Annotated in this window: 23 protein-coding genes; 14 read left to right on the top strand and 9 right to left on the bottom strand. The window is 37.0% G+C overall.

Going from position 1 to position 23736, the window contains the following annotated elements; genetic code table 11:
- Positions 1–29: 29 nt before the first annotated feature.
- From CRO54_RS10670 to CRO54_RS10660, 3 genes are all read right to left on the bottom strand, one after another.
- The gene (locus CRO54_RS10670; protein WP_097131765.1) at positions 30–566 is read right to left on the bottom strand and encodes a C40 family peptidase; all 537 of its coding nucleotides are present in this window, start codon (positions 564–566) and stop codon (positions 30–32) included.
- Between the two features lie 150 nt (positions 567–716).
- Positions 717–1085, bottom strand: a complete 369-nt coding sequence (locus CRO54_RS10665; RefSeq protein WP_097131763.1) for a magnetosome magnetite crystal formation protein family — start codon at positions 1083–1085, stop codon at positions 717–719.
- Between the two features lie 95 nt (positions 1086–1180).
- Positions 1181–1882, bottom strand: a complete 702-nt coding sequence (locus CRO54_RS10660) for an SDR family oxidoreductase (protein ID WP_097131761.1) — start codon at positions 1880–1882, stop codon at positions 1181–1183.
- A gap of 133 nt (positions 1883–2015) precedes the next feature.
- Here CRO54_RS10660 and CRO54_RS10655 point away from each other — a divergent pair, with 133 nt between their 5' ends.
- Positions 2016–2570 (top strand): PhnA domain-containing protein, encoded by a 555-nt coding sequence (locus CRO54_RS10655; RefSeq protein WP_097131759.1) that lies wholly within the window; start codon positions 2016–2018, stop codon positions 2568–2570.
- 188 nt (positions 2571–2758) lie between these two features.
- Here the strand turns inward: CRO54_RS10655 and CRO54_RS10650 are convergent, their stop codons facing one another.
- The 4 genes from CRO54_RS10650 to CRO54_RS10635 all read right to left on the bottom strand — a co-directional run bounded on the left by CRO54_RS10650 (position 2759) and on the right by CRO54_RS10635 (position 8509).
- Positions 2759–4543, bottom strand: a complete 1785-nt coding sequence (locus CRO54_RS10650; protein ID WP_097131756.1) for an aromatic amino acid hydroxylase — start codon at positions 4541–4543, stop codon at positions 2759–2761.
- Between the two features lie 441 nt (positions 4544–4984).
- On the bottom strand, positions 4985–5464 hold the full coding sequence (locus CRO54_RS10645; protein WP_097131753.1) for a GtrA family protein: 480 nt from the start codon (positions 5462–5464) through the stop codon (positions 4985–4987).
- 3 nt (positions 5465–5467) lie between these two features.
- Positions 5468–7393 carry an LTA synthase family protein gene (locus tag CRO54_RS10640; RefSeq protein WP_097131751.1) on the bottom strand — a complete coding sequence of 642 codons (1926 nt, stop codon included), beginning with the start codon at positions 7391–7393 and terminating at the stop codon, positions 5468–5470.
- 30 nt (positions 7394–7423) lie between these two features.
- Positions 7424–8509 carry a calcium:cation antiporter gene (locus tag CRO54_RS10635; RefSeq protein ID WP_097131749.1) on the bottom strand — a complete coding sequence of 362 codons (1086 nt, stop codon included), beginning with the start codon at positions 8507–8509 and terminating at the stop codon, positions 7424–7426.
- A gap of 159 nt (positions 8510–8668) precedes the next feature.
- Here CRO54_RS10635 and CRO54_RS10630 point away from each other — a divergent pair, with 159 nt between their 5' ends.
- Both CRO54_RS10630 and arsC read left to right on the top strand, forming a co-directional pair.
- Positions 8669–9871 (top strand): SH3 domain-containing C40 family peptidase, encoded by a 1203-nt coding sequence (locus CRO54_RS10630; RefSeq protein ID WP_097131747.1) that lies wholly within the window; start codon positions 8669–8671, stop codon positions 9869–9871.
- Positions 9871–10218, top strand: coding sequence for an arsenate reductase (glutaredoxin) (gene arsC / locus CRO54_RS10625; RefSeq protein WP_097131745.1), 348 nt, complete (start codon positions 9871–9873; stop codon positions 10216–10218). The genes CRO54_RS10630 and arsC overlap by 1 nt, the downstream gene beginning before the upstream one ends.
- A gap of 60 nt (positions 10219–10278) precedes the next feature.
- Here arsC and CRO54_RS10620 read toward each other — a convergent pair whose 3' ends face one another.
- Positions 10279–11121, bottom strand: a complete 843-nt coding sequence (locus CRO54_RS10620) for a hypothetical protein (protein ID WP_097131744.1) — start codon at positions 11119–11121, stop codon at positions 10279–10281.
- A 145-nt stretch (positions 11122–11266) separates the two neighbouring features.
- Positions 11267–12754 (bottom strand): glycine--tRNA ligase, encoded by a 1488-nt coding sequence (locus tag CRO54_RS10615; RefSeq protein WP_097131743.1) that lies wholly within the window; start codon positions 12752–12754, stop codon positions 11267–11269.
- A gap of 535 nt (positions 12755–13289) precedes the next feature.
- Between CRO54_RS10615 and CRO54_RS10610 the strand changes: the two genes are divergently transcribed.
- The 11 genes from CRO54_RS10610 to CRO54_RS10560 all read left to right on the top strand — a co-directional run bounded on the left by CRO54_RS10610 (position 13290) and on the right by CRO54_RS10560 (position 23503).
- On the top strand, positions 13290–14339 hold the full coding sequence (locus CRO54_RS10610) for a patatin-like phospholipase family protein (RefSeq protein ID WP_097131742.1): 1050 nt from the start codon (positions 13290–13292) through the stop codon (positions 14337–14339).
- Positions 14340–14443: 104 nt separating this feature from the next.
- On the top strand, positions 14444–15364 hold the full coding sequence (locus CRO54_RS10605; protein WP_240775079.1) for a glycerophosphodiester phosphodiesterase family protein: 921 nt from the start codon (positions 14444–14446) through the stop codon (positions 15362–15364).
- 1 nt (position 15365) lies between these two features.
- On the top strand, positions 15366–16073 hold the full coding sequence (locus CRO54_RS10600; RefSeq protein ID WP_097131741.1) for an ATP-binding cassette domain-containing protein: 708 nt from the start codon (positions 15366–15368) through the stop codon (positions 16071–16073).
- A 1-nt stretch (position 16074) separates the two neighbouring features.
- Positions 16075–16617 (top strand): hypothetical protein, encoded by a 543-nt coding sequence (locus CRO54_RS10595; protein ID WP_097131740.1) that lies wholly within the window; start codon positions 16075–16077, stop codon positions 16615–16617.
- Positions 16618–16853: 236 nt separating this feature from the next.
- On the top strand, positions 16854–17474 hold the full coding sequence (locus tag CRO54_RS10590) for a porin family protein (protein WP_138765805.1): 621 nt from the start codon (positions 16854–16856) through the stop codon (positions 17472–17474).
- Positions 17475–17685: 211 nt separating this feature from the next.
- Positions 17686–18219 carry an outer membrane beta-barrel protein gene (locus CRO54_RS10585; RefSeq protein WP_097131738.1) on the top strand — a complete coding sequence of 178 codons (534 nt, stop codon included), beginning with the start codon at positions 17686–17688 and terminating at the stop codon, positions 18217–18219.
- A gap of 116 nt (positions 18220–18335) precedes the next feature.
- On the top strand, positions 18336–18956 hold the full coding sequence (locus tag CRO54_RS10580) for a porin family protein (protein WP_097131737.1): 621 nt from the start codon (positions 18336–18338) through the stop codon (positions 18954–18956).
- Positions 18957–19049: 93 nt separating this feature from the next.
- Positions 19050–19778, top strand: a complete 729-nt coding sequence (gene gldF / locus CRO54_RS10575; RefSeq protein WP_097131736.1) for a gliding motility-associated ABC transporter permease subunit GldF — start codon at positions 19050–19052, stop codon at positions 19776–19778.
- Positions 19779–19822: 44 nt separating this feature from the next.
- Positions 19823–21478 carry a gliding motility-associated ABC transporter substrate-binding protein GldG gene (gene gldG / locus CRO54_RS10570; RefSeq protein ID WP_244904288.1) on the top strand — a complete coding sequence of 552 codons (1656 nt, stop codon included), beginning with the start codon at positions 19823–19825 and terminating at the stop codon, positions 21476–21478.
- Positions 21479–21511: 33 nt separating this feature from the next.
- Complete coding sequence (gene dnaN, locus CRO54_RS10565) at positions 21512–22636, top strand: DNA polymerase III subunit beta (protein WP_097131734.1); 1125 nt, start codon at positions 21512–21514, stop codon at positions 22634–22636.
- A gap of 183 nt (positions 22637–22819) precedes the next feature.
- Positions 22820–23503, top strand: coding sequence for a VTT domain-containing protein (locus CRO54_RS10560; protein ID WP_420812680.1), 684 nt, complete (start codon positions 22820–22822; stop codon positions 23501–23503).
- Positions 23504–23736 lie beyond the last annotated feature (233 nt).

Raw genomic sequence — 23736 nt, 5'->3', positions numbered from 1 at the left:
TACCTAGCCCCTGATACCTGACGACTGTTTTATTCCATCACAGTTACCGCCTTTAAGAAACGGTTCTTGTAATAACCTTCTAAATCAGTAATAGTTACACCCTTGGCTTTTCCAGAAGAAGAGTGGATAAACTTAATTTTGCCTGCCTCGTCAATAGAATAGATAATACCTACGTGACCAGGTCTTCTCACTCTAGAGTTAGAGCCTGTGAACACTAGCACGTCGCCAACCTTTGCATCAGCCAATTTAATAGCCTTACCTTTTTTCGCGAAATCTGCGGAAGAACGAGCGCCACTATAACCGAACTGCTTATAAACGTAGCTCACAAAGCCCGAACAATCAAAACCAATTTCTGGGTTACTAGAAGCATAACGATATCTAGTTCCAATTAAAGATTTAGCAAAGTCCATGATTTTGTTCGAAGTAGAATTAGCCACTTCTGGAATGCGACTAATTACTTTCTCCATCATTTTCTGATATTGCATTGTTAAAGACACATTATCTTGTGCTTTAGAACTAAACGCAACACTACCGAGCAATAAGATGGTTAAAAGTATTTTCTTCATGTTTGTTTCCAAACTTAAATAAAAAAGAAAAAACTTGTATAAAATGTTGATAACTTGTTAATTGTACAAACAAAACAAAGCCCCAACGTAAATTGAGGCTTTGTTCATATAATTAAGTTCAAAAGCCTAGCGACTCTCAAGTATGCTCAATTAGATAGAAGCAAACATGGTTTGAGCTTTCTCGCCAATAATAGGCATTGGTTTCTTTTGGCCATTGATAGCACCAATCAAGCCTATTATCCAAATGATAAAAATACCTAATTGAACAACGTAAGAAACATAAATAAGTGCAAAAATTCCAGTAGTAGCAATTAAAAGTCCAAGTATAAAACCTAAACCCCAACCTAATACTAGAGCTGTAATGTTTAAAAGAAGTGTTTGTCTTAATTGGTAGCTGCTTAATTCTGTTCTGTTGTCTTTGTGCATAGCAAAATATGCAATTAACCATCCAATAATGGTAAAGTAACTGATGATTGAGGCGGTTTTACCGTTGTCTGTAGTGATAACGTTGTTTTCCATGCTAATTAATTTTAGTTTTTAGTTTTAATTGCAGGGTTAACAACAATATTGTTGCCAAAAAATGATATTGCTTAGATATATTACTCTTATTAGCTCTAAGGCGTGGTTGCCGCTACTGGTAGCACCTTTCCGTTGAAAAATTTGTGTCCTGTTTTAGCGAAATCAGCAATATACTTGCCCATTTCAAAGGCCAGTACCGGACTTTCATAACCTGGAAAAGCCGCTTCTAACATTTCTGTTTGCGCAGAGCCTAATGCTAAACAGTTGATTTTAATTCCTGTTTGTGCTAATTCCTGCGCCATACATTCTGTTAAGGTGTGTAAAGCAGCTTTGCTAGCCGAATATGCAGCTAAGCCCGCGAACTTTACGCTGCCTTGAAAACCTCCCATACTTCCAATATTTACAATGTGTGCACCGGCAGTCATGAATGGTAGCATATAACGGCTCATTTTAAAGTGGCTCATTACATTATGTTCTAGCATTTCAGCTAAATCAATTTCTGTAGTTTCTAATATAGGTTTATTGATCAATGCACCAGCATTGTTTATCAAAATATCTACGCTACCTAGTTTCTCCTTGATGAAAGGAATTAATACACTATAATCATCGTTTACTAAATCAAAAGCTACAGGCAACAATGTACATTCTGGAGTTATACTTTTGGCAATTTCGTGAAGCTTACGCAGCTTGTCTGCCGAGCGAGCTATACATACCACTTTGTTTTTAGTGTCCAAACTAAATTCTAATGCTGCTTCGAAACCTATGCCGCTACTGGCTCCTGTAATGATGATATTCATGGATAATAACTTTGAGCGGGCAAAGATAGGGATTAAAAATGTTTCGTATTTATTGTTTAAAAAATGATTAATGCCATATTTTGATGCTGATGAACATAAATGAGTAAATTTGTCGCTTGAATTCAAAAAAGACATGTTAGAAAAACTAAAAGAACGCAGTGGTGGATTATGTGAGTTATGTAGTAAAACAGAAGCTACAAATGCCTATGTGGTAAGCCCAAAAAAGGATGATGCCGTAGAAAACCACGTTGCTTTATGTAATGATTGTTTGGGAAACTTAGAAGCAACTGACCAAAGTTTTTACTGGAGAGTGGTAGAGGGAAGTATCTGGAATCCTGAGCCAAGTGTGCAAGCGTTGAGCTTTCGCATTTTACAAAAATATAAGGACGAAGATTGGGCAAGCGGTGTTTTGAGTATGGTTGATTTAGATGAAGATGTAATCCAATGGGGAATGAGTGGTTTAGAAGCAGCTGCGGTTCATATCGATGCTTTTGGTAACGTTTTGGAAAATGGAGATACGGTGGTTTTAACCCAAGCTTTGGATGTTAAAGGAACCAGTTTTAGTGCGCCTAAAGGTACAGTAGTGAAACGCATTAGATTGGTGCACGATAATAATGAGCAGATTGAAGGAAAAATCAATGAGCAAATGATTGTGATATTGACGAAGTACGTAAAGAAGAACAATTAATTCCTTACTCCGTCATTTCGACCGAAGCAAAGCGAAGTGGAGAAATCTTTGGATGTAATAATGCTCAGTATATAAGTAAATTCAAAGATTTAACTTCGTTGATTTTCAATTTCTCGACTGTGCCAAATGACGACAGCTTATGTATAAAACTTACGAAGTTTTTAAAACTTCGTAAGTTTATTTAAGTACTAATCCTCTACAGTAATCAACTGTGTTACCGGATTGGCAATTACATGGAAACCATCGTTAATCAACTTGGTCAGCTCTTTTTCATTTGCCGCTTTCATTTCTAGATAAATCCTTACTTCGTTTTCTAGCGCTGGATTACTTGATGTATGCTGCAAAATCTCTAAAATCTGCATGGCACAAAGCCAATCGTGGCGGAAACTGGTTTTCAGCTCGTTAAAAATATCGACCAATTTTTCTGTTCCTTCGCCAGCTTCACGAATATCCCTTACTTCTTGATATAAACCATGTAAGCGTTTTGTAGCATCGTCATACACTATTTTGTGTGTAAGTTGCTCGCTAATATGGGTAATCTCTTCGTAAGCATCTTTATCGGCAGCACCATTAAAAACCGAAACAATTTTTTCGCCTAAGGCCATGTCATAAGTGCCCCATTCTGGTTGGAACAATATATTGCCATTTGCTTCTTTTACGGTACAATCTTCAAAAGCAATCAATATCGTTTTATCGCCCTTGCGGATAATTTCTTTTACTGTTCCTTTTACATCTATACCACTTTCAAAAACTAAATTTCCTTCTAAACCAACTTGGATGCCCAAGGTAGCTAAATCTTTAAGCGAGTGGTCTTCTAGCAATTTGTCCATAGCTTTTAATTTGCCAACTGGCGATGAAAAACCATCTTTATGATAATGTTTACTATGTCCATCCAGCTCTTTGCCATCAAAAGCCAAAGCTGATTGGCCAGTAGTTTTTATGAACGTTACTTCATCATCTTTGCTGATACCCACATCGGTAAATACGCCCGTAACTTGTATGCCAGAACTATAAACTGCCGTACTTGGGTTCTTGCACTCAATTGCTTTTAAAATACTCTCTGAGCCACCGCGTCTAAAGGCCATGGTATCTGCAAAAGCTTCTAAAACATCAATTAAGTTCTGGAAAGTAGGTGTTACAAACAGCTGCGGCTGCTCTTGTGTAATATCGTAAGAGTAATTTATCGTATTGATATCATACCAAAGTTTCTTGATTTTTGGGTCCATGCAGGTTGCACTTTCACCAATAGAAGAAAGTAAGCCGGCTCCGTAAATCTTCGGATTTTCCAGTGTGCCGATTAAACCATATTCTACCGTCCACCAATGCAAACGACCTAGCAAGGCCATTTCAGATGGTTCGCCCATATTTTCTGCAATGAACTTCAATTCCTTTTCTGCTTTGGCAATTTCAGTTTCATCCACATTGGCCGCTTCTTTTAAAATCGACAATCTGCGGATAGCCTCATAAAGTTCGAAATCTTTACTCGAAAACATGGCTTTTGCACCGATAGATCCAAAATAGCTTAAGTAAGCATTGTAATCTTCATCAGCAATAATTGGCGCATGGCCCGCACTTTCATGGATAATATCTGGTGCTGGCGTGTACTCAATATGGTTAATCTGGCGGATATCGGCAGCAATTACCAAAACTTTATAAGCTTGATATTCCATAAATGCAGCCGGCGGAATAAAACCATCAACAGTTACAGCACCCCAACCAATTTTGCCCAAATTGTCGTTCATGGTTTGCAAATCTGGAATGTATTCGATACTTAAACCTGCTCTTTGCAAACCTTTAATGTACGGATAATAAGCAACGTGCTTTAGATAACTATAGTTTTGACGCATTACATAACGCCAAACCGCTTGGTCTATTGGCGTGTATTTCCCATAATTTTGCTCTACTATAAATTGCCTCAAATGTTTAGGCAATTTGGCAACTTGCTTGTTATTAAAGTCGTTAAAATCGCTCATTTATACATTATTAATTGCCCTAAATTAGCTGATTTGGCGGTAGAAAGCAAGAAAACACTACTGTTTTAGTAGAAAATTGACAAATGCCACATTAGAACAGTTATAGAGTTGTAAACTCTGTGAAAAAATGGTGGGCTAAGATAGGGCTAAATATCTCTAACAGTTATTGATGCTCCGTTCCTAATATTGCAGCAAAAATCTAAGGTTTTAAATTAAGTGTTTAAAAAATGATTCCTGTCGGATTTGGCGCATTTGTTCCTAATTAGTGGCTTTTGTCGTGTTTGTCGGTTTTTGACGGAATTGTCGTTTTGGGTGTGCTCGTCTACCGTCGGTCTACCGCTCATCCTACGTTGTTGCTACGTTCGTGGTAAGGCCGTTAAAAAAATCGAAAAAACGCGGAGTAAGAGAATAGGTGTTAATGGTGCTACAGCTATGTATTGCCTAGATTTTCTTTTTAACTCTAAATGAGAAATACTTTTGGGAAAAATAGCTGAAAACGGCTAAAAGGATAGTGATAAATGCTTTTGAAATAGATGGGTAAAATTGAAATCCTTCTACCAAAATTTTCATGAGTGCATAGTTAAGAAGGATATTGGTACAAACTACGGTTCCGTACCTAAACAATTGGATTCGGCCTTTCAGGTCTGACTGTGTAAATACCAAATACTTGTTCAGCATAAAACCTACTACAAAGGTAAAGACAGATTCTAGTGCTAAAGCTGCAATTGGTGCGGTAACTAAATAACCGTTTAAATGAACATCTTTTTGTTGAAGGATGTAATTATAAATGATAAAATAAGCAACAATACCAGAAGCCGCGGTAAAGCCACCACTGGCCATGTACCTAAAAGTATGAATAGAAAACCAATTTTTAAACGGTGGATAGAAAAAATCGATGATGCGCAGGGCTAATTTTCTCATCGTTTAATTGGTGGTTAATTGGTTGTTTATCATTCTATTGTTGTACTGTTGCATAAAAGCTTTTAGCTTCTGTTCCAATTCTTGTTTTACCAAGGGTAAATGGTTTATCAAGTTGTTGCTTGTAGTTCTATCTTCTTTCAAATTGAATAATGAAATAGACTTTTCTCCATCGTTAATTAATAGGTAATCTCCATCATAAAAATTAAAATTACCATCGTTATTATTAACCGCAAAGTTATCTTTTTTATTGTTTAAGGCATCAAAACCGAAAGCAAAATAAGGCTTTTTGTAGTTTAGGTAATTAAGTACCGTAGGCATAATATCTATCTGCTGAATAATTTTATCTGTCCTTCCTTTTAAATTTCCAGCAGGATAGTAGAATAATATGGGGATAGAGAAATAACCAGGTACTGTTTGATAATCGGGGAGATAGGATACCGTTGCGTGGTCTGCACAAAGAACGAATAAGGTGTTTTTGTACCATGGCATTTTTTTAGCAGCCTCGAAAAACTTACGTATGGCCATATCGGTGTAACCCATTGGCTCTTGTACTTCTAAGGGGCCTTTTGGAAAAACTCCTTGGTACTTTTCAGGAACCTTAAACGGGTGGTGAGAAGAAACCGAAAAGAACGAGGTGAAAAAGGGCTGCTTAAAAGTATTAATGGTTTTTGCCATATATTGCATAAAAGGCTCGTCCCAAATACCCCAAATGCCATCAAAATCGGCATCGTTGTTATACTCGTCTTTGCCATAGTAATGGTTTACGCCCGCCAAGTTGGTATATGCCGAAAATCCCATAGATCCATTTGGAGCGCCGTGAAAAAATGCGGTGTAGTAGCCTTCATCGCCAAGTAGTTTAGCAATACTAGTAGTGTTATTGCTAGCGTAAGAAGAAAGTACAAAAGGCTCTTTAATAGATGGAATGCCCGAAATTACAGAAGGTAGTGCATCGATAGATTTACGGCCGTTAGCATAAGTTCGGTTTGAAGTGAAGCTCTGCTCAACCAAGCTATCTATAAAAGGAGTGTAGCCTTTGTAAGTTCCATTTAGCTGGTCTTTATTTAATGCACCAACATGTTCCTTGCCTAAGCTTTCGATAATTAAGAAAACTACATTCAGTTTTTTAAATGCTGCAGTGTCGTTTCCTTTATGGATAGGATTATATAATTGTGTTAAAGTTTGTTCGTCAAAATAATTTACTGGTATTAATTTTGGAGAATTTAGGGTCTTCATAATACTGAAAGGCGTGTTCAGTACCAAACTCATATCGCTTGGAGATTTAACAAAATCGCCGGCGTTACTTAAGGTAATTGGTCGAGTACTATGCTTCCAACCTCCTCTTACACCACCAATAAATAAAAATGCGATGACTAAAAAAGCCGCAGTTTGTGCTAAATAAGCTTTCCAATCAAAGCGAACTTTGTTTGGTGTCCTTAGAATTTGGCTAAGCTTGGCAAAGGCATAGATGAAAAGGAAAAAAATGATCAACAAAAGCCAATACTCTAAAAGAAAATCGGTGGTTAGCTTAAGTTTGTTTTTTTCGTGGCTAAATTGAGAGAAGACGCTGCCAGTAGTTCTTTTTAAAGTGAATTTATAATAAGCAAAATCAATAAAATTAGCTAAGAAACCTATGCTGTTGGTAACAATAAAAAGCCACTTATTGAAGTTTTGATACCCTTTTCTATACTTGAAGGGAATTGGTAAGGCTTGAAGTATAATATACAATGAGTTGATGTACAACAGCGCAACCACATCAAATTTAATTCCGCCTAAAAAAATATGAGCTATTTCTCCAGTACTTAAATGTGTAAAAAGTGATCTGTTGACTAATAAAAATCCCAGTCTGCAAATTGCGTAAAATGCTAATAATAAAACAAACTGGTAAATAAGTATCGTGTATATCGACTGCTGGCTACGTTTTTGGTTCATTGATGCGGTTATCCATTGCCAAATTGCTGGTTAAGGTGCAACAATGGTGAACAGATAGGCCGCAAAAATAGTTAATAATACAACGCCTTGCAATATGTTTGTACGGCCCGAGCCTAGTGAAAGCATAACGGTAAACAGCGATAGCAAAAGCAAGGTTACAGACTTGGTGTCGATGCCCAAGGTAATGGTTAAACCAGATACCAATGATACAATAGATACCGCTGGAATAGTTAAGCCAATGGTGGCTAAAGCAGAGCCTAAAGCTAAGTTTAAACTTGTTTGAAGTCTGTTTTTTCTTGCAGCATTGTAGGCTGCTAATCCTTCTGGTAGTAAAACCACCGCTGCAATAATTACGCCCACCAACATTTTTGGAGCACCAGCACTTATTACCGCATTTTCAATATCGGGAGCTAAAGATTTTGCTAATAAAACTACAATCCCTAAACAAACCAGCAAAAGCAAACCGCTGCTTAAAGCTACCCCTTTTGTAGGTGGTTCGGCATGTGTTTCTATTCCCTTATCATCGTTTCCTGGGGGCAAAAAGAAATCCCTATGTCTTACCGTTTGTACCAACACAAAGGTTCCGTACAAAATCAACGAGATAATGGCCACAAAGATTAACTGTGCATTGGAATAAGTTGGGCCAGTTATGCTTGTGGTGTAATTTGGTAATACTAAAGTAAGCGTCAGGATTGCGGTTAATGCTACTAGGGCAGCTTTTACACCATCCAAACTAAATCGTTGCTGCCTAAATTTTACTCCGCCTGCTAGCAGACAAATCCCAATCATTCCGGTAAGGATAATCATTACGGCTGCAAAAACGGTATCTCTCGCCAATTCCTCTGTTCCCGGACCTCCGGTAAGCATTAAAGAAACGATAAGTGCTACTTCTATGGTGGTTACTGCCAGTGCTAAAATCAGCGTTCCGAAAGGTTCGCCAACTTTATGGGCAACTACCTCTGCATGGTGCACTGCTGCTAAAACGCTTCCAATTAGAAATACGACTAATAAACCGGTACCAAAACTGCCAATACTTTCTAGCGGTAAGAAGTAGGCCAGCCAAGCTAAAATGGGTAGGGCGATAGTCCAAAGTGGAAGAGGTAGTTTTTTAAGCATGTCGTTTTGTTTATAGATGTAATACTTGGGTGATTTTCAAAAATATGGATAACAAGTTCTTACGCAAGTTATCTGTGTAAAGATTAGATTACCAAAATGCCAATCGCTATTTATATTGTAACTTAGTTCTAAACGAAATCCAACTCACTAACACTTACAATGAAAAGATGTTTTTTCTTTTTGGTTTGCAGTATTTTTAGCCATACAGCTTTTGCCCAAATAGATACCCTAGCTTATAGAGCGGTAGCCAATTCCATACAGAAGAAATTTGCACCAGATAAAAGGTCTGTTTATTTCAATCTACGTTTCAAGGCTGATTCTGTTTTTGTAGAAAGTACTTCAGAATTAGCGGTAGAGGCATTCGGAAAATCATTTCCTGCAGATGTAAAAGAGAAGTTGATTGCGTCGGTATTGCCTGCCAAGAGCTTAAATGGACAAATTTACGGCGTGACGACGATCTCGGTAGCTAATAATAGGAGCCAGCCATTTCATGGAGCAGAGCTGATGACGCAAACTTTGCTAGGTACGCCCATCCAGATTTTGAAAAAACAGGGTGGATTTTATTTGGTGAAATCACCAGATGGCTACTTGGCTTGGACAGACGGCGGGTCTATTGCGTTGATGAACGAAAAAAGTTTTAAAGAATGGCAAGAAGCGAAGAAAATTGTTTTTGTAGCTGATTATGGACATGCTTTTGCGAAAGCTGACACAAATTCTCCAAGAGTTTCTGATTTGGTAAATGGTAATATCCTAAAGGTATTGGCTGTAGAAGGTTCTTTTACCAAGCTAGGTTTTCCTGATGGGAGGGAAGCTTATGTTCCAACTGAACAGCTTACCGATTACAATGCTTGGATAAAACGACCTATCCCAAATGCAGATGCGATTTTAAAAACGGCACAGACTTTAATTGGTGTGCCTTACTTGTGGGGCGGTACTTCTATTAAGGGGGTTGATTGCAGTGGTTTTACCAAAACAGCCTATTTTTTAAATGGGGTAATTATCCCGCGTGATGCCTCGCAGCAGGCTTTGGTTGGCGAGAAACTGGATGTTTTAGACAGTGATTCGATTAGCGTTGAGAAATGCTTGAAAAACTTAAAAGCAGGAGATCTAATGTTTTTCTCGGCAGCCAAACGTAGAGGTGTAAATAACGGAAGAATAAGTCACACCGCTATTTATATGGGTAATGGAGAATTTATTCAGTCGGCGGGGATGGTGAAAATTAGTAGTATTTTGCCAACGGCTGTTAACTACGACGAATATCAGACGAAGACTTTAGTAGGTGCCCGAAGAATTTTAACACAAGTCAATCAACCTGAAATCACTAAAGTAGAAAAACACGATTGGTATTGGAATAAAAAATAATGAGCATTAAAATTTATCATAACATCAGATGTAGCAAAAGCAATGCTGCACTCAAAGAACTAGAAAGTCAAGACATCGACTTTGAAATTATCAATTACTTAGAAAATCCGCCTAATGTAGAAGAAATAAAAGCTATTTTGAAATTGTTGGGTATTGCACCCCTAGAATTAATTAGAACAACAGAAGCTGTCTTTAAAGAGCAAATAAAAGGTAAGGGTTTGTCAGACGAAGAATTGATTGTTGCCATGCATGAAAATCCGATTTTAATACAGCGACCCATTATTGTTAGAGGCGACCGAGCGGTAATTGCTCGAAGTGATGATGCAATTGATGATATTTTGGAATAAAAGAAAAGCTCCGATTTATGTCGGAGCTTTTCTTTTATGATTCTATTTCAATAAAGTAGTTTAATTGAATTCCTTAATTTCAAAGTTGCCGTCGGTAACAACAATAGTTTCGCCATTGTCATTAGTTAAAGTTCCACTAAATGTACCTTTAATAGTGTTATTAGCAGTACTTGTAACTATCGCTGTTCCTGAGGTAGAAATGTATTCTGGTTCGTCTGCGCTAGAAAAATAAGATAATCGATCGCCTAAAAAGGTATCGCTCAATTGGTAGGTACCAACGCCGGTGTAGCTAGGTAAAGCTAATGTCATTGATTTTGTGCCATACATTCCAATAATATTTATTATCCCTGGAGCCACTACCTGTCCTTTGAAGCCAGTTAATACGCCATTTAATTTTGCGCTAAATTTATTGTCTCCTAAATGTTCGTGTGTTTCTGCAGTATTAAGATCTATAGAAAAATCTCCGTTGCTAATGCTAATGTCTTCGGTGCCATTGTTGGCTATTACCTCAAATTTTCCAACAATTAGGTTGTCATTGGCTTGTGTAATAGTTATTGTTCCACTAGTGCTAATAAAATAAGTGTCAAAATCTTGAATATCGCCTATGTAGCTAAAAGTGGTAAGCATACTTTCTGTAATTTCATAGCTTCTAGGTCCTGTAAAGCCATCAATAACAAAACCTATCATCTTTCCGCTTGGGGTGAATGCGGTAATCTCAACGGTTTTCTTATCGCCAACGTTATAAATAGCTTTGGTTGCTGTAGTAAATTCTACAGCTTGGCCACCAATTTGTGCTTTGATGAAAGATTTAGTAGGTGCTGTTAAACGTTCAGTGTCTTTTGCGCAAGAAAAAGTAAAGAGTATCAAACAAAATAAGCTCGCTTTTGCTAAGATGTTTCTCATTAGATTGAGGGGTTAAATTATAATGTTGAAAAATTATGCATAAATAGCTAATTAGTTGCTATTTATCAAATTAAACTTCGAAATTGCTAATCTTTTAAAAGATATAAATAAAAGAAAATCCCGATTTAAAAACCGGGATTTAATATTATGATTGGCTCAATAAGCTTCTCCAGCTTACCTTGCTTTCAATAGTCCAGTGCAAATCTTTAATTTCAATACGTTGTTGCTCCATGGTATCGCGGTGGCGGATGGTAACCGTATTATCCTCTAAAGTTTGGTGATCTACCGTGATACAGAAAGGGGTACCTACAGCATCTTGTCTGCGGTAACGTTTACCAATCGCATCTTTCTCTTCGTAAATACAGTTGAAATCAAATTTCAAAGCATCCATTACTTCACGAGCTTTTTCTGGCAAGCCATCTTTTTTAGTTAATGGGAAAATAGCTGCTTTAATTGGCGCCAATGCAGGGTGTAAACGCAATAAAGTTCTGCTATCTTGTTTTTCTGGCGTGCTCAAATCTTCTTCTTCCAATGCGTTCATCATTGTTAGCAAGAACATTCTATCTAAACCAATTGATGTTTCAATTACATAAGGAACATAGTTGCCGTAAGGTTTTCCGTTCTCATCTAATTCAGCATCAAAATATTGCATTTTCTTGCCGCTAAATTCTTGGTGCTGCGATAAATCGAAATCAGTTCTACTATGGATACCTTCCACTTCTTTAAATCCAAATGGGAATTCGAACTCGATATCTGTGGCTGCATTAGCATAATGGGCTAATTTCACATGGTCGTGGTAACGATATTTTTCTGTAGGCGTGCCTAAAGCTTTGTGCCATTTCAAACGAGCTTCTTTCCAGTATTCGAACCATTTTTTATCCTCACCTGGGCGGACGAAGAATTGCATTTCCATTTGTTCAAACTCACGCATACGCATAATGAACTGACGGGCAATGACCTCATTTCTAAAAGCTTTACCAATTTGCGCAATACCGAAAGGAATTTTCATTCTTCCCGTTTTTTGCACGTTCAAAAAGTTTACAAAAATACCTTGAGCAGTTTCTGGGCGTAAATAAACTTGGTCACTGCCTTCTGCCATTGCACCAAATTGTGTGCTAAACATCAAGTTAAACTGGCGTACATCGGTCCAGTTTTTAGTGCCACTCACCGGACAAGCAATTTCATGCTCTTCAATTAAAGCTTTTAAGCGAGGTAAATCTTCCGCTTTTAAAGCATCATCCATGTCGGCTTGTAATTTTGCAGCTTTCTCTGTTTTGCCGTCTTTCTCGTATTTGGCAATTTTATCTTCTAATAATTGGTCGGCACGATAACGTTTTTTCGAATCTTTGTTGTCAATCATCGGGTCGTTAAAACCATCAACGTGACCACTCGCTTTCCAGATCTTTGGGTGCATGAAAATAGCAGAATCTATACCTACAATGTTTTCATGCATTTGTACCATCGATTTCCACCAATAGGTTTTGATGTTGTTTTTTAATTCGGCACCTAATTGTCCGTAGTCGTAAACCGCACTTAAACCATCATATATTTCGCTGCTTTGGAACACAAAACCATATTCCTTCGCATGTGATATAACATTCTTAAAAAGTTCGTCGTTGTTTTTTTGAGCCATAGTGTGCCAAAGTTAAAAGTTAAAAGCGAAAAAGTTGAAAGTTGCAGCTTATAAGTTAAAAGTTTTATGTTTAGAAAAGCAATTTTAGTGCTCATCGGTCCCGAAAGTCCTGCTATAGATTAAAAGTCCGCACTCGCTACACTCGCTTGCGGGCTTTTCATTTCTATCAGGTTTAATGAATAAAACACACCTTTCCAAACTTAGCGTCCTTTGCGCTATCGTGTGGACACAAATAATTATATATAGCATATTTTCTCCCCCTGCCCCCTCGGAGAGGGGGATATGTAATACCGCTAAACTACATGTATCCACCGCTGGCGGGGGAATTAAAGGGGGTGGTAAAAATGTGTCCACACAATAGGTACTTTTGCTTTAAAAATGGATATTCAACTAATATGAACTGAAGTGTCTTAAGTGGTGAAAAAATAATCGCAAAGAGATATTGAAACCAACCAGAGCTAAATCTCTTACATCGTTAAAAAAGAAATAAACCTAATTTTTTCCTACATTCGGTTATTTACAAAAGAGAATAAAAATGAAAAGGATACTTTCCATAGATGGCGGTGGTATTCGTGGAATTATTCCAGGGATGATTTTGGTGGCATTAGAAGAAAGGATTCAGCGAGCAACGAATAATCCAAATGCCCATCTCACTGATTATTTCGATTTTTTTGCTGGTACAAGCACGGGTGGGATCTTACTTTCTATACTATTGTGCCCAGATGACCATGAACCAAATAAACAAAAGTATGCTGCCAAACAAGCCTTGGATATTTATCTAAAACATGGTGTAGAGATATTTACAGCTAGCCCGTGGCGACGTTTCCTAAACAAATTTGGCTTACTTAGTGAATTATACGATAATACCGTTCTAGAAAAAGTATTGCTCAGCTACTTTGGTGATAAAAAACTAAGCGAATTGTTAAGGCCTTGTATCATTACAGCTTATAATATCGAGTTACGCAAAAATCACCTTTTTCGCCAACAAAAGGCAATATCACATGGCGAATCAAGAGATTTTTACATCAGAGATGTTTGTCGTGCAACTTCAGCGGCACCAACCTATTTCTCTGTTGCCGAAATTTTCTCTTTAGCAAAAACACGTTATCCTTTGGTAGATGGAGGTGTATTTGCTCACAATCCATCTTTATCGGCGTTATTGGAAGTGATTAAAAATTACAATACCTATAAAATAGATGATATTTGGGTGTTATCATTAGGAACTGGGTTATCGAAGATTTCTTACAATTACGAGGATTTTAAAAAGAAAAAGGCAATTTCTATCGGGCCAGCACTGGTAGATATCATGAGCAGTAGCTCTGCTGAAAGTACCGATTACTTTTTGAAACAACTTTTCCATTCGGTAAAAAAATCTGGTAACTACATCCGCATAGAGCCTAGCAACCTTTCATCAATTGATCCATCAATGGATGCCGCATCAACTCATAATATCCAGAAAATTGTTTCTCTCGGAGATAAATTAGTGAGTGAAAATGAAGAATTGTTAGATCAGATTGTTGCAGGACTTATTGAGGACAAACCCGACAAAAAAGATGAATCCGTTTGGAATTTCTTGAAAAGATAGCTCAATTCAAATAGGATTAAAATAAATCGTTGCTATTCTTGGTGCCTTTGTGGTTAATAGAGTATGTAAACAAAAAACTACCTTTGTACCTTAAATTTGTTAAAGTGAAGAAAATACAATTTTTAGTCCTTGCTATAGCTTTGATTGGCATTGCCTGCATTGTCCCAAAGCAACATCAGTATATCAGTTTTAAAACGGCAAAAGAGTTTCAAGCTTTCTTAAATAGAAAAACAAAGCCGTATCCATTGTTAAGTGCGCACCGTGGTGGACCAATGCCTGGTTTCCCTGAAAATGCCATTGAAACTTTTGAGAATGCAACAACTTATCAGCCGGTAATCATAGAATTTGATGTGGCGTTGAGTAAGGATTCTGCTTTAGTAATAATGCATGATGACAAGTTGGATAGAACTTCTACGGGGACTGGCCTGGTTTCATCTTATACTTATAACGAATTACAAAAGCTTACTTTAAAAGACGATGACGGAAAAGTAACGACTTTTAAAATCCCAACTTTGGAAGAAGTACTACACTGGGGCAAAAACAAAGTGCTTTTTACCATCGATATTAAAAGAGGTGTGCCTTACGAGAAGATTATTGCTGCGGTGCGTAAAACAAAATCAGAAACCAACTCCATCATCATCACCTACAATGCTAACCAAGCGGCAAAAGTACATGAACTAGCACCAGATTTAATGATTTCTGCAACGGTAAAAAGTCCGGAAGATCTAGAACGTTTAAATCAAATGGGTGTGCCAAACGATAAAATTATTGCTTTTGTAGGTGTGTCTGAGCCAAGTCAAAGCCTTTACCAATATTTGCACGGCAAAGGTATAAGCACTATTTTGGGCACTATGGGCAACTTGGATAAAAGTGCAAAGGCCAATAAGAACAGACAAGTGTATCGTAATTTGGTGGGAAATGGTGCCGATGTACTATCTACAGATGATGTAGTTTTAGCGGGTCAACAGTTAGATGCCTATCGAATCGAAAAACAATTGAACTTAAAGAACATAAAGCTGCAATAAATTGAGCGTAATTGTAAGAAATTTGGCCAAACACTATGGCGAACAAAAGGCAGTAAACCAAATCAGTTTCGAAGCAAAACCTGGGCGTATTTTAGGTTTCTTGGGCCCAAATGGTGCAGGTAAGTCTACCACCATGAAAATGCTGACCGGCTATCTGCAACCTACTTCCGGCGAAGCCGAAATTGCTGGTAAAAGTGTACAACTAGCACCCTTGGAAATTAAAAAGCTGATAGGTTACTTACCAGAAAACACACCCTTGTATTTAGAGATGTATGTTCGTGAGTTTCTTAGCTTCGTAGCTGAAACCTACGGATTGAAGAACGTATCACAAAGGGTGGAAGAAGTGATTAAGCTGGTGGGTTTAGTGCAAGAGCAGCATAAGAAGATAGGAATGCTCTCTAAAGGTTATAAGCAACGTGTAGGTTTGGCACAAGCAATTATCCACCAGCCGCAAGTGTTAATTTTAGATGAGCCGACCTCGGGCTTAGATCCGAACCAATTATCAGATATTAGAGCCTTGATTAAAAATTTAGGTAGTGATAGAACCGTAATCATTTCTACCCATATCATGCAAGAAGTAGAAGCACTATGTGATGATGTGATCATTATCAATAAAGGAGTTCTGGTAGCTAATTCTTCTGTTGCCGACCTAAAAAAAGAACATCCTACTGCTTCTTTGGAAGAAATTTTTAAAAAACTAACACGTTAACATGAACTATAAGTTATTCGCTTCTTTATTTTTTATAGTAGTTTCAATTTCTTTTACTGCGCAGTCTCAGCAAGTACGAATTGGTTTTGCTCCAGAAATAAATTTGCCAACAGGCAATGCTTCTAGCATAAGTGGCATTGGTTTTGGCGGAGCATTAAAAGCTGAAATTGCGATAGCAGAAAAATATGCGATTACCGCAAATGGTGGATATAACTTATTCCTAACCAAAAGGAAATTAGGAACGAAGCTAGCAAACATCGAAGCTATTCCTGTAAAACTAGGTTTTAAGCACTATCCAAGCCAAGATTTTTATATAGAAGGACAGGCAGGAGCTGCTTTTCACATGGGCGCTTCTTCTAGAACATCTTTTGTTTGGTCGCCAGGATTGGGTACTTATTTTAAAACAGGAAGCTCAAATAACAAGCTTGAGTTTGGTTTGAGATACGAAGCTTGGACTAACACGAGCTATGGGGCAACTTCTACCCTAAAGACTACAAGTTTCTCTTTTATAGGGTTGAAGTTGGGCTATGTTTTTGGGATGTAGATTTAGCATCTTCTGATCTATTTCTTCCATCGTTTAAAGACTAGGTTTGGGTAATTTTGATAGAAAACCGTGGAAATTATTACTTCTATATTGCTGGTATTCAATTGTTTTTTTTGTGAATTTGTTTTTTAGTGTATTGATTACTAGTTGATTGATTGTTTTTTTCTGATTTGGTGATTATTGGAAGAATAATTGCCTTAGCCGAAGCAATTAATTACAACAAAATATATTACACTATGAAAAAATTATTATTATCTGTAGCTCTTGTAGCGGGTTTAGGTGCTGCCGTTAATGCACAAGACAATCCAATTAAAATCGGTGTTAAAGCTGGTGTTGCTTTTCCAAATGTTTCAATTTCAGATGCTGGTGAAGATGTTAAAACTAAAACCAACGCTTCTTTCTACTTCGGCGGAACAGTAGATGTTTCAATAAGCAAAATGTTCTCAGTACAACCTGGTTTAACTTTAATTGGAAAAGGCACTAAGATTGATGAAAGCGAAAATCTTAGCACTACACTTAGCAATATGTATTTAGAGCTTCCAGTAAATTTATTGGCAAATTTCCCTGTTGGTTCTGGTAAAGTATTTGTTGGTGCGGGTCCTTATTATTCTATGGCATTAAGTGGAAAGTATAAATTTACTGGAGCAGGTGAAACGGTAAAAGAAGATGTGAAATTTGGTTCGGATGGTGATTTTAAAAGAGGTGATTTCGGTTTAAACTTCTTAGGTGGTTACCAGTTATCTAATGGATTTAACGTTCATGCAGGTTATGGAATAGGTTTGAGTAATATTTCTTCAGATTCTGATGGAAAAATTAAGAATAAACTGTTCTCTATTGGAGTAGGTTTCTCTTTCTAATTAGATTTTAATGTTATTTAAGCCAGTTAGCGTAAGCTATCTGGCTTTTTTATTGTACAGATTTTACTTTTGTTTGCTAGTTTTGCGTAAATTAAATTGTTGTATTCCAGTTGTTTGTTGGTCGTTTTTGTTGCGTATGTAACTATTGGCAATATTGTTGTGTCTACTAGTGCAGTTAATTAATGCACAAATTTAAATTACGTAAAACAGTATGAAAAAATTATTATTATCGTTAGCTCTTGTAGCAGGTTTAGGTTTCGCTGCTAATGCACAAACAAAAGATCCTGCAATGAATGGTTCAAAAATTGGTATTGGAGCAGATTTCGCATTTCCAATGGGTGATTTTGGAGACACATGGGATTTCGGAGTTGGAGGTTCTTTAAACTTCCAAGCCCCAATTGCAAACAAGGTAAATTTTGTAGGTGAGGCAGGTTATTTAAGCTTTACAGGAAAGGAAATTGGCAATACTGGTGTTAAGTTTCCAAGTGTAGCTGCAATTCCTTTAAAAGCAGGTGTTAGATTTTTCTTAGCGGAGAATTTTTATGCTCAGGGTCAAATAGGTGCTGCAATTGCAACTGGAGATAATTCTAATGGTACCGCATTCTTATATGCACCAAGCTTAGGTGTAGAATTTCCAGTAGCAGATAAAATGGCGATTGATTTCGGTGCTCGTTATGAAGGATGGTCGAAAGACGGAACTAGTTCTTTCATCGGTTTAAGAGCAGCTTTAAACTTCGGTTTATAAGAAATAAACACAAAATAAATAAAAAAGCCCCAGTTGTAAACTGGGGCTTTTTTATTTGCATTAATTTTATAGTTTTGCACCTAATTAATTAACAATCAAAAAATAATCAAATTAAAATGAAAAAAATCCTTCTATTATTAACGCTAGCAGCGGGCCTAAACGTTGCTACAAACGCTCAAGACAAACCTGTTTCTTTTGGAGTTAAAGCTGGTGTTGCATTTCCAAATTTGGTATACTCTGCTGAGGGAATGTCGGCAAGTGCAGATGCTAAGACCTCATTCTATGTTGGAGCTATTGCAGATATTAATGTTTCAGAAATTTTTTCTGTACAACCCGGTTTAACTTTTATGAATAAAGGAACAAAATCTGATGCACTAGATGCAGGAGCTTCTATTAACTTTTCTTACTTAGAACTTCCGGTAAATTTAGTAGCGAATTTTAATGCTGGCCCCGGTAAATTTTTTCTAGGTGCAGGCCCTTATGCTGCTTATGCATTGTCTGGTAATTCTAAAGTTGATGGAGAGAAATATGATGCAGAATTTGGATCAGGTGAAGAACAAGTTAAAAGAATGGATTTCGGAGTTAACTTTTTAACAGGTTATAAATTGACTAATGGTTTAAATCTTCACGTTGGTTATGGACTAGGTCTAGGTAACTTAAGTAATATCAGCGAGAATGGAACAGACTTAAAAATCAAAAACAAAGTTTTCTCAGTAGGATTAGGTTTCAATTTCTAAGAGAAATAAAATATCATCAAAGCCCCGACAATTTTGTTGGGGCTTTTTTGTTTTAATAGATATTGTATAACTTCGTCATTCCTATACAACGGCATGCTAGCAGTATTTAAACGAGAATTATTCAGTTTCCTTAACTCTTTAATGGCCTACATTACCATCGGTATATTTTTACTGGCTTGTGGTTTAATGTTTTGGTTTTTTCCAGATACCTCCATCTTAGAGTATGGCTATGCCGAGATGGATGGCTTCTTTAGTTTGGTTCCTTACCTATTTATGTTCCTAATCTCAGCAATTACCATGAGGTCGTTTGCCGAAGAAAGAAAAGAAGGAACCTACGTATTATTGGCTACAAGACCGCTAACAGATATGCAAATCATCTTGGCTAAGTACTTGGCTTGTATGGTATTGGTGCTATTCTCGCTGGTGCCCACGTTGATTTACTACTATAGTATTTCTCAGTTAGGTTTGCCAAAAGGAAATATTGATACGGGAGCAGTAATAGGTTCTTATGTTGGTTTGTTTTTATTGGGTAGTGCATTTGCATCGATAGGAGTTTTTGCATCATCCATTACTAAGAACCAAATTATTGCTTTTGCAGTTGCGGTATTTTTATGTTTTTTCACTTACAGTGGCTTCGATTCATTAAGTAGGATTGCTGCATTTGAAGGAATAGAAAGTTTTTTGATGAATTTCGGGATAAACGAACATTACCAATCCATAAGTAGGGGAGTTTTAGATACTAGGGATGTGGTTTACTTTCTCACTTTTGTGGCTTTGTTTTTATGGCTAACTAAATTGGCGATAGGAGGTAGGAAATGGTAGCGCAAGGAAGAAGGAACAAGGAGCAAGGAGCAAAGACAAAAATCTTGAAAGTTTTAGGGTTTGCATTGATCTTGGTGCTGGTGAATGTAATTGCTCAATTTGCTTACACTCGAATAGATTTTACCAAGGAAAAACGTTTCACGCTTACCGAAAAGACTAAAGAGACTTTACGGCAGAATAAAAATGAAGTTATTGTAACCGTTTTCTTGGATGGGGATATGCCATCGGCTTTTAAGCGTTTGCGCAATGCGACTAAAGATATGCTGGCCGATTATAAAGCCTACTCAAAAGCAAACTTTAAAGTAGTTTATGTAAATCCTATTTCTGGATTAACGGTTAATGAACAAGATACGGTAATTCAGCATTTGTATGAAATGGGGATTCGACCAACGAACATCAATATCAAGACAGATGCTGGCTTCTCGGAGAAGCTCGTTTTTCCGATGGCATTGATAGAAAGTAACGGAAAACGGATGCCGGTAAAACTACTTCAAAACTTAGGTGGCGAAGCTTCTAACTATGATGAGAGCATCAATAACTCCATTAAAAACCTAGAATACGTATTTACATCATCCCTAAAAAAGGTGATTTCGGGCTACAATCCACGTATCGGTTTTACAGAAGGAAATGGAGAACCTAACGATAACTATCTTTATGATGCGATGAGCTCCTTGTCTGATAGTTATGTGGTTGGAAGGGTCAATTTAGATTCGATGACCAAGCAAGGTTTGGACAGCTTGAAAATGCTAGTCATTGCAAAGCCTTTACGAGCGTTTACCGAGGCGCAGAAGTATAAAATCAACTATTTTGTGATGAAGGGCGGCCATGTTTTATGGTCTATAGATCAAGTGAGAATGGAGTTGGATAGTTTGCGTAGCGGCAGGTCATTTATGGCTGCCAATAATAGCTTGAACTTAGATGACATGTTGTTTGAATACGGTGCTCGTGTAAACTACAATATCATTGCCGATGTAAACTGTGCGGAAATTCCCGTAGCTACTGGCGGACCTAGAGGAGATATACAAATGGCACCATGGTTGTATTATCCAGTTTTATTGCCTGATACAAGTAATAGTGTAGTAAAGAATTTAGATAACATTAAGGCGGAATTTGCCAGTACCGTAGACACCATTGGAAGCCGAAATGTAAGTAAACGCATCATTTTAACTACTTCCCCGTATAATAAGGTTTATACTTCGCCAAAAATGTTTAACCTACAAATGGTAGATGAACAACCTACGCAGAAGGAATTTACCAATGCGCCGAAAAGTGTAGGTGTTTTATTGGAGGGAAGTTTTAAATCGGTGTTTTTGAATCGACCGATACCTGAAGGCATTAGAGAACAGTTTGATTTGCCCGCACAAAGTAAACCTGCAAAAATGATTGTTTTGGGAGATGGAGATATCTTTCGTAACCAAGTTTCTGCCGATGGTTCGCCTTTTCCTTTAGGTTTTGATAGGTATACGCAGCAAAATTTCGGAAATAAGGCACTGCTGCTCAATATTGCAGATTATTTCACGAATGAGGACAATCTTATCGCCCTGCGAAACAAAGAAGTTACGGTAAGACCCTTGGATAAAACCTTGGTACGTACCGAAAAAACAAAATGGCAGCTGGTTAATACCGTTTTGCCAATCCTGTTGTTGATATGTTTCGCAATTTTTCAACATTATTATCGTAAACATAAGTATGCAAGGTAAATTTCATACTTTTGAGTCTATATATAACAAACTATGAGATTTATAGTATCCACGTCGACATTATTAAAACATTTACAAACGGTTAATGGTGCTTCGAGTAGCAGCACAGTATTGCCTATTTTGGAGAATTTCCTGTTTGAAATTAAAGAAGGAAATTTAACTATTTCTGCTACCGATTTACAAACGAGCATGACTACTTCTTTGCCTGTTGAATCGAAGGAAGAAGGTAAAGTTGCGGTTCCTTCGAGAATCTTACTAGATACTTTGAAAACCTTGCCAGATCAGCCAATTACTTTCCATGTAGATGATAATAATTTTGCTATCGAGATTAGTGCGGGTGACGGAAAATATAAATTAAGTGGTGAGAACGGTGATGATTTCCCTAAAATTCCAGTAGTGGATAACGCTTCTTCGGTAAATCTTCCTGCAACGGTTTTAAGTGAAGCTATTACTAAAACAATTTTTGCAGTAAGTAACGATGAGCTTCGTCCGGCAATGACTGGTGTTTATTGTCAGTTGTCTCCTCAAAATATCACTTTTGTAGCCACAGACGCACATAAATTGGTTCGTTACAGAAGAAATGATGCTAAAGCTGATAAAGCTTCGTCATTCATTTTGCCTAAAAAAGCGTTGACTTTGTTAAAAGCAGCTTTGCCAAATAACGATGTGAATGTTTCTGTTGATTACAATGCTACAAGTGCATTTTTCAAATTCGAAAATATCAATTTGATTTGTCGTTTAATTGATGAGCGTTACCCAGATTACGAAGCGGTAATTCCTGCAGAGAACCCTAACAAATTGGTTATTGATAGAGCATTATTTTTAAATACTTTACGTAGGGTAGTGATTTTCGCTAACAAAACTACACACCAAGTTCGTTTAAAAATTAACGGTAGCGAGCTAAATATCTCTTCTGAAGATTTAGATTTCGCCAACGAAGCTCACGAACGTTTGAGCTGCCAATATGATGGCGAAGATTTAGAAATTGGTTTCAATGCTCGTTTCTTAATCGAGATGTTAAACAACCTAAGTGGCGAAGAAGTTACTTTAGAACTTTCTACTCCAAACAGAGCAGGTTTGTTAATTCCTCAAACTAATGATGAGAATGAAGATGTGTTGATGTTAGTGATGCCGGTAATGCTAAATAGCGCTTACTAATAAGTTACAGGTTGTGCGTTACGACTAGTAACAAGTTTAATCCCATAACTCGCAACTGATCACTCATAACAAAATAAAATAGTCCCGACAACATCGGGACTATTTTATTTAATTGCAGTCATATTTTAAAAATTAGCAACATATCTAAACGATATCCTTACTTTTGTAAAAAAAAATAAAACGGTGGAATTTTTCGACTTACTGATACAGCTACTTACGAATACAAAAGATACTTTAGAGCAAATCATGCAAGAGTATAGGACATGGACCTACCTTATCCTTTTCATGATTATTTTTGCAGAGACAGGATTTGTAGTTACCCCATTTTTACCTGGGGATTCAATGTTATTTGCCGTTGGTGCTTTGGTTGCTGGCGAAGGTACTGGTTTAAATATCTGGTTTATGTTGGTGATATTAATTATCGCAGCTATTTTGGGTAACTCATTAAATTATCAGCTTGGCAAATATTTTGGCATTAAAGTTTTTAAGGAAAATAATAAGATTTTGAAATTGAAATATTATCATCAATCTCATGCTTATTTTGAAAAACATGGTGCGAAGGCTATCGTTTTCAGCAGATTTTTGCCAATTGTTAGAACTATTGCGCCTTTTGTAGCTGGTGCGGCTAGAATGTCTATCGGTAAATTTCAGTTCTATAATATAGTGGGTGGAATTGGTTGGATTACAAGCTTATTATTTGCCGGTTACTTATTAGGAAAGATTCCATTTGTAGAAAAGAATTTTGAAATTTTAGTGTTGGTTATTGCAGTTGGAACATTTGTTCCGGTTATTTATGGTGCTGTAAAATCATTGTTTTCTAAAAAGCCAGTAGAGCAACAAATAGAAGAAGAAATTAAAGAAGACTAGTAGAGGTTAATCGGTTAATTGTTTAACTGTTAATATCTACTATAAGCCAGTCTAGTCTATAATAAGTTCGCTGTGTCAGGCTGAGCCTGTTGAAGCGCTCTGTTAAATTTGCAATGCTTTCTTTGTGGTTTTATATTCTTGAACTACGAAATGTTTATTGTTTTCTGCCGCATTAAGATAGCTTCAGTGTTGTTAGCTAGGAAACTTTGTCTTCTATGCCGATTTTTTTATAG

Origin of the sequence: Pedobacter xixiisoli (assembly GCF_900215335.1) — a bacterium.
Taxonomy (GTDB): Bacteria; Bacteroidota; Bacteroidia; order Sphingobacteriales; family Sphingobacteriaceae; genus Pedobacter; species Pedobacter xixiisoli.
This window is presented reverse-complemented; position numbering and strand designations above follow the sequence as displayed.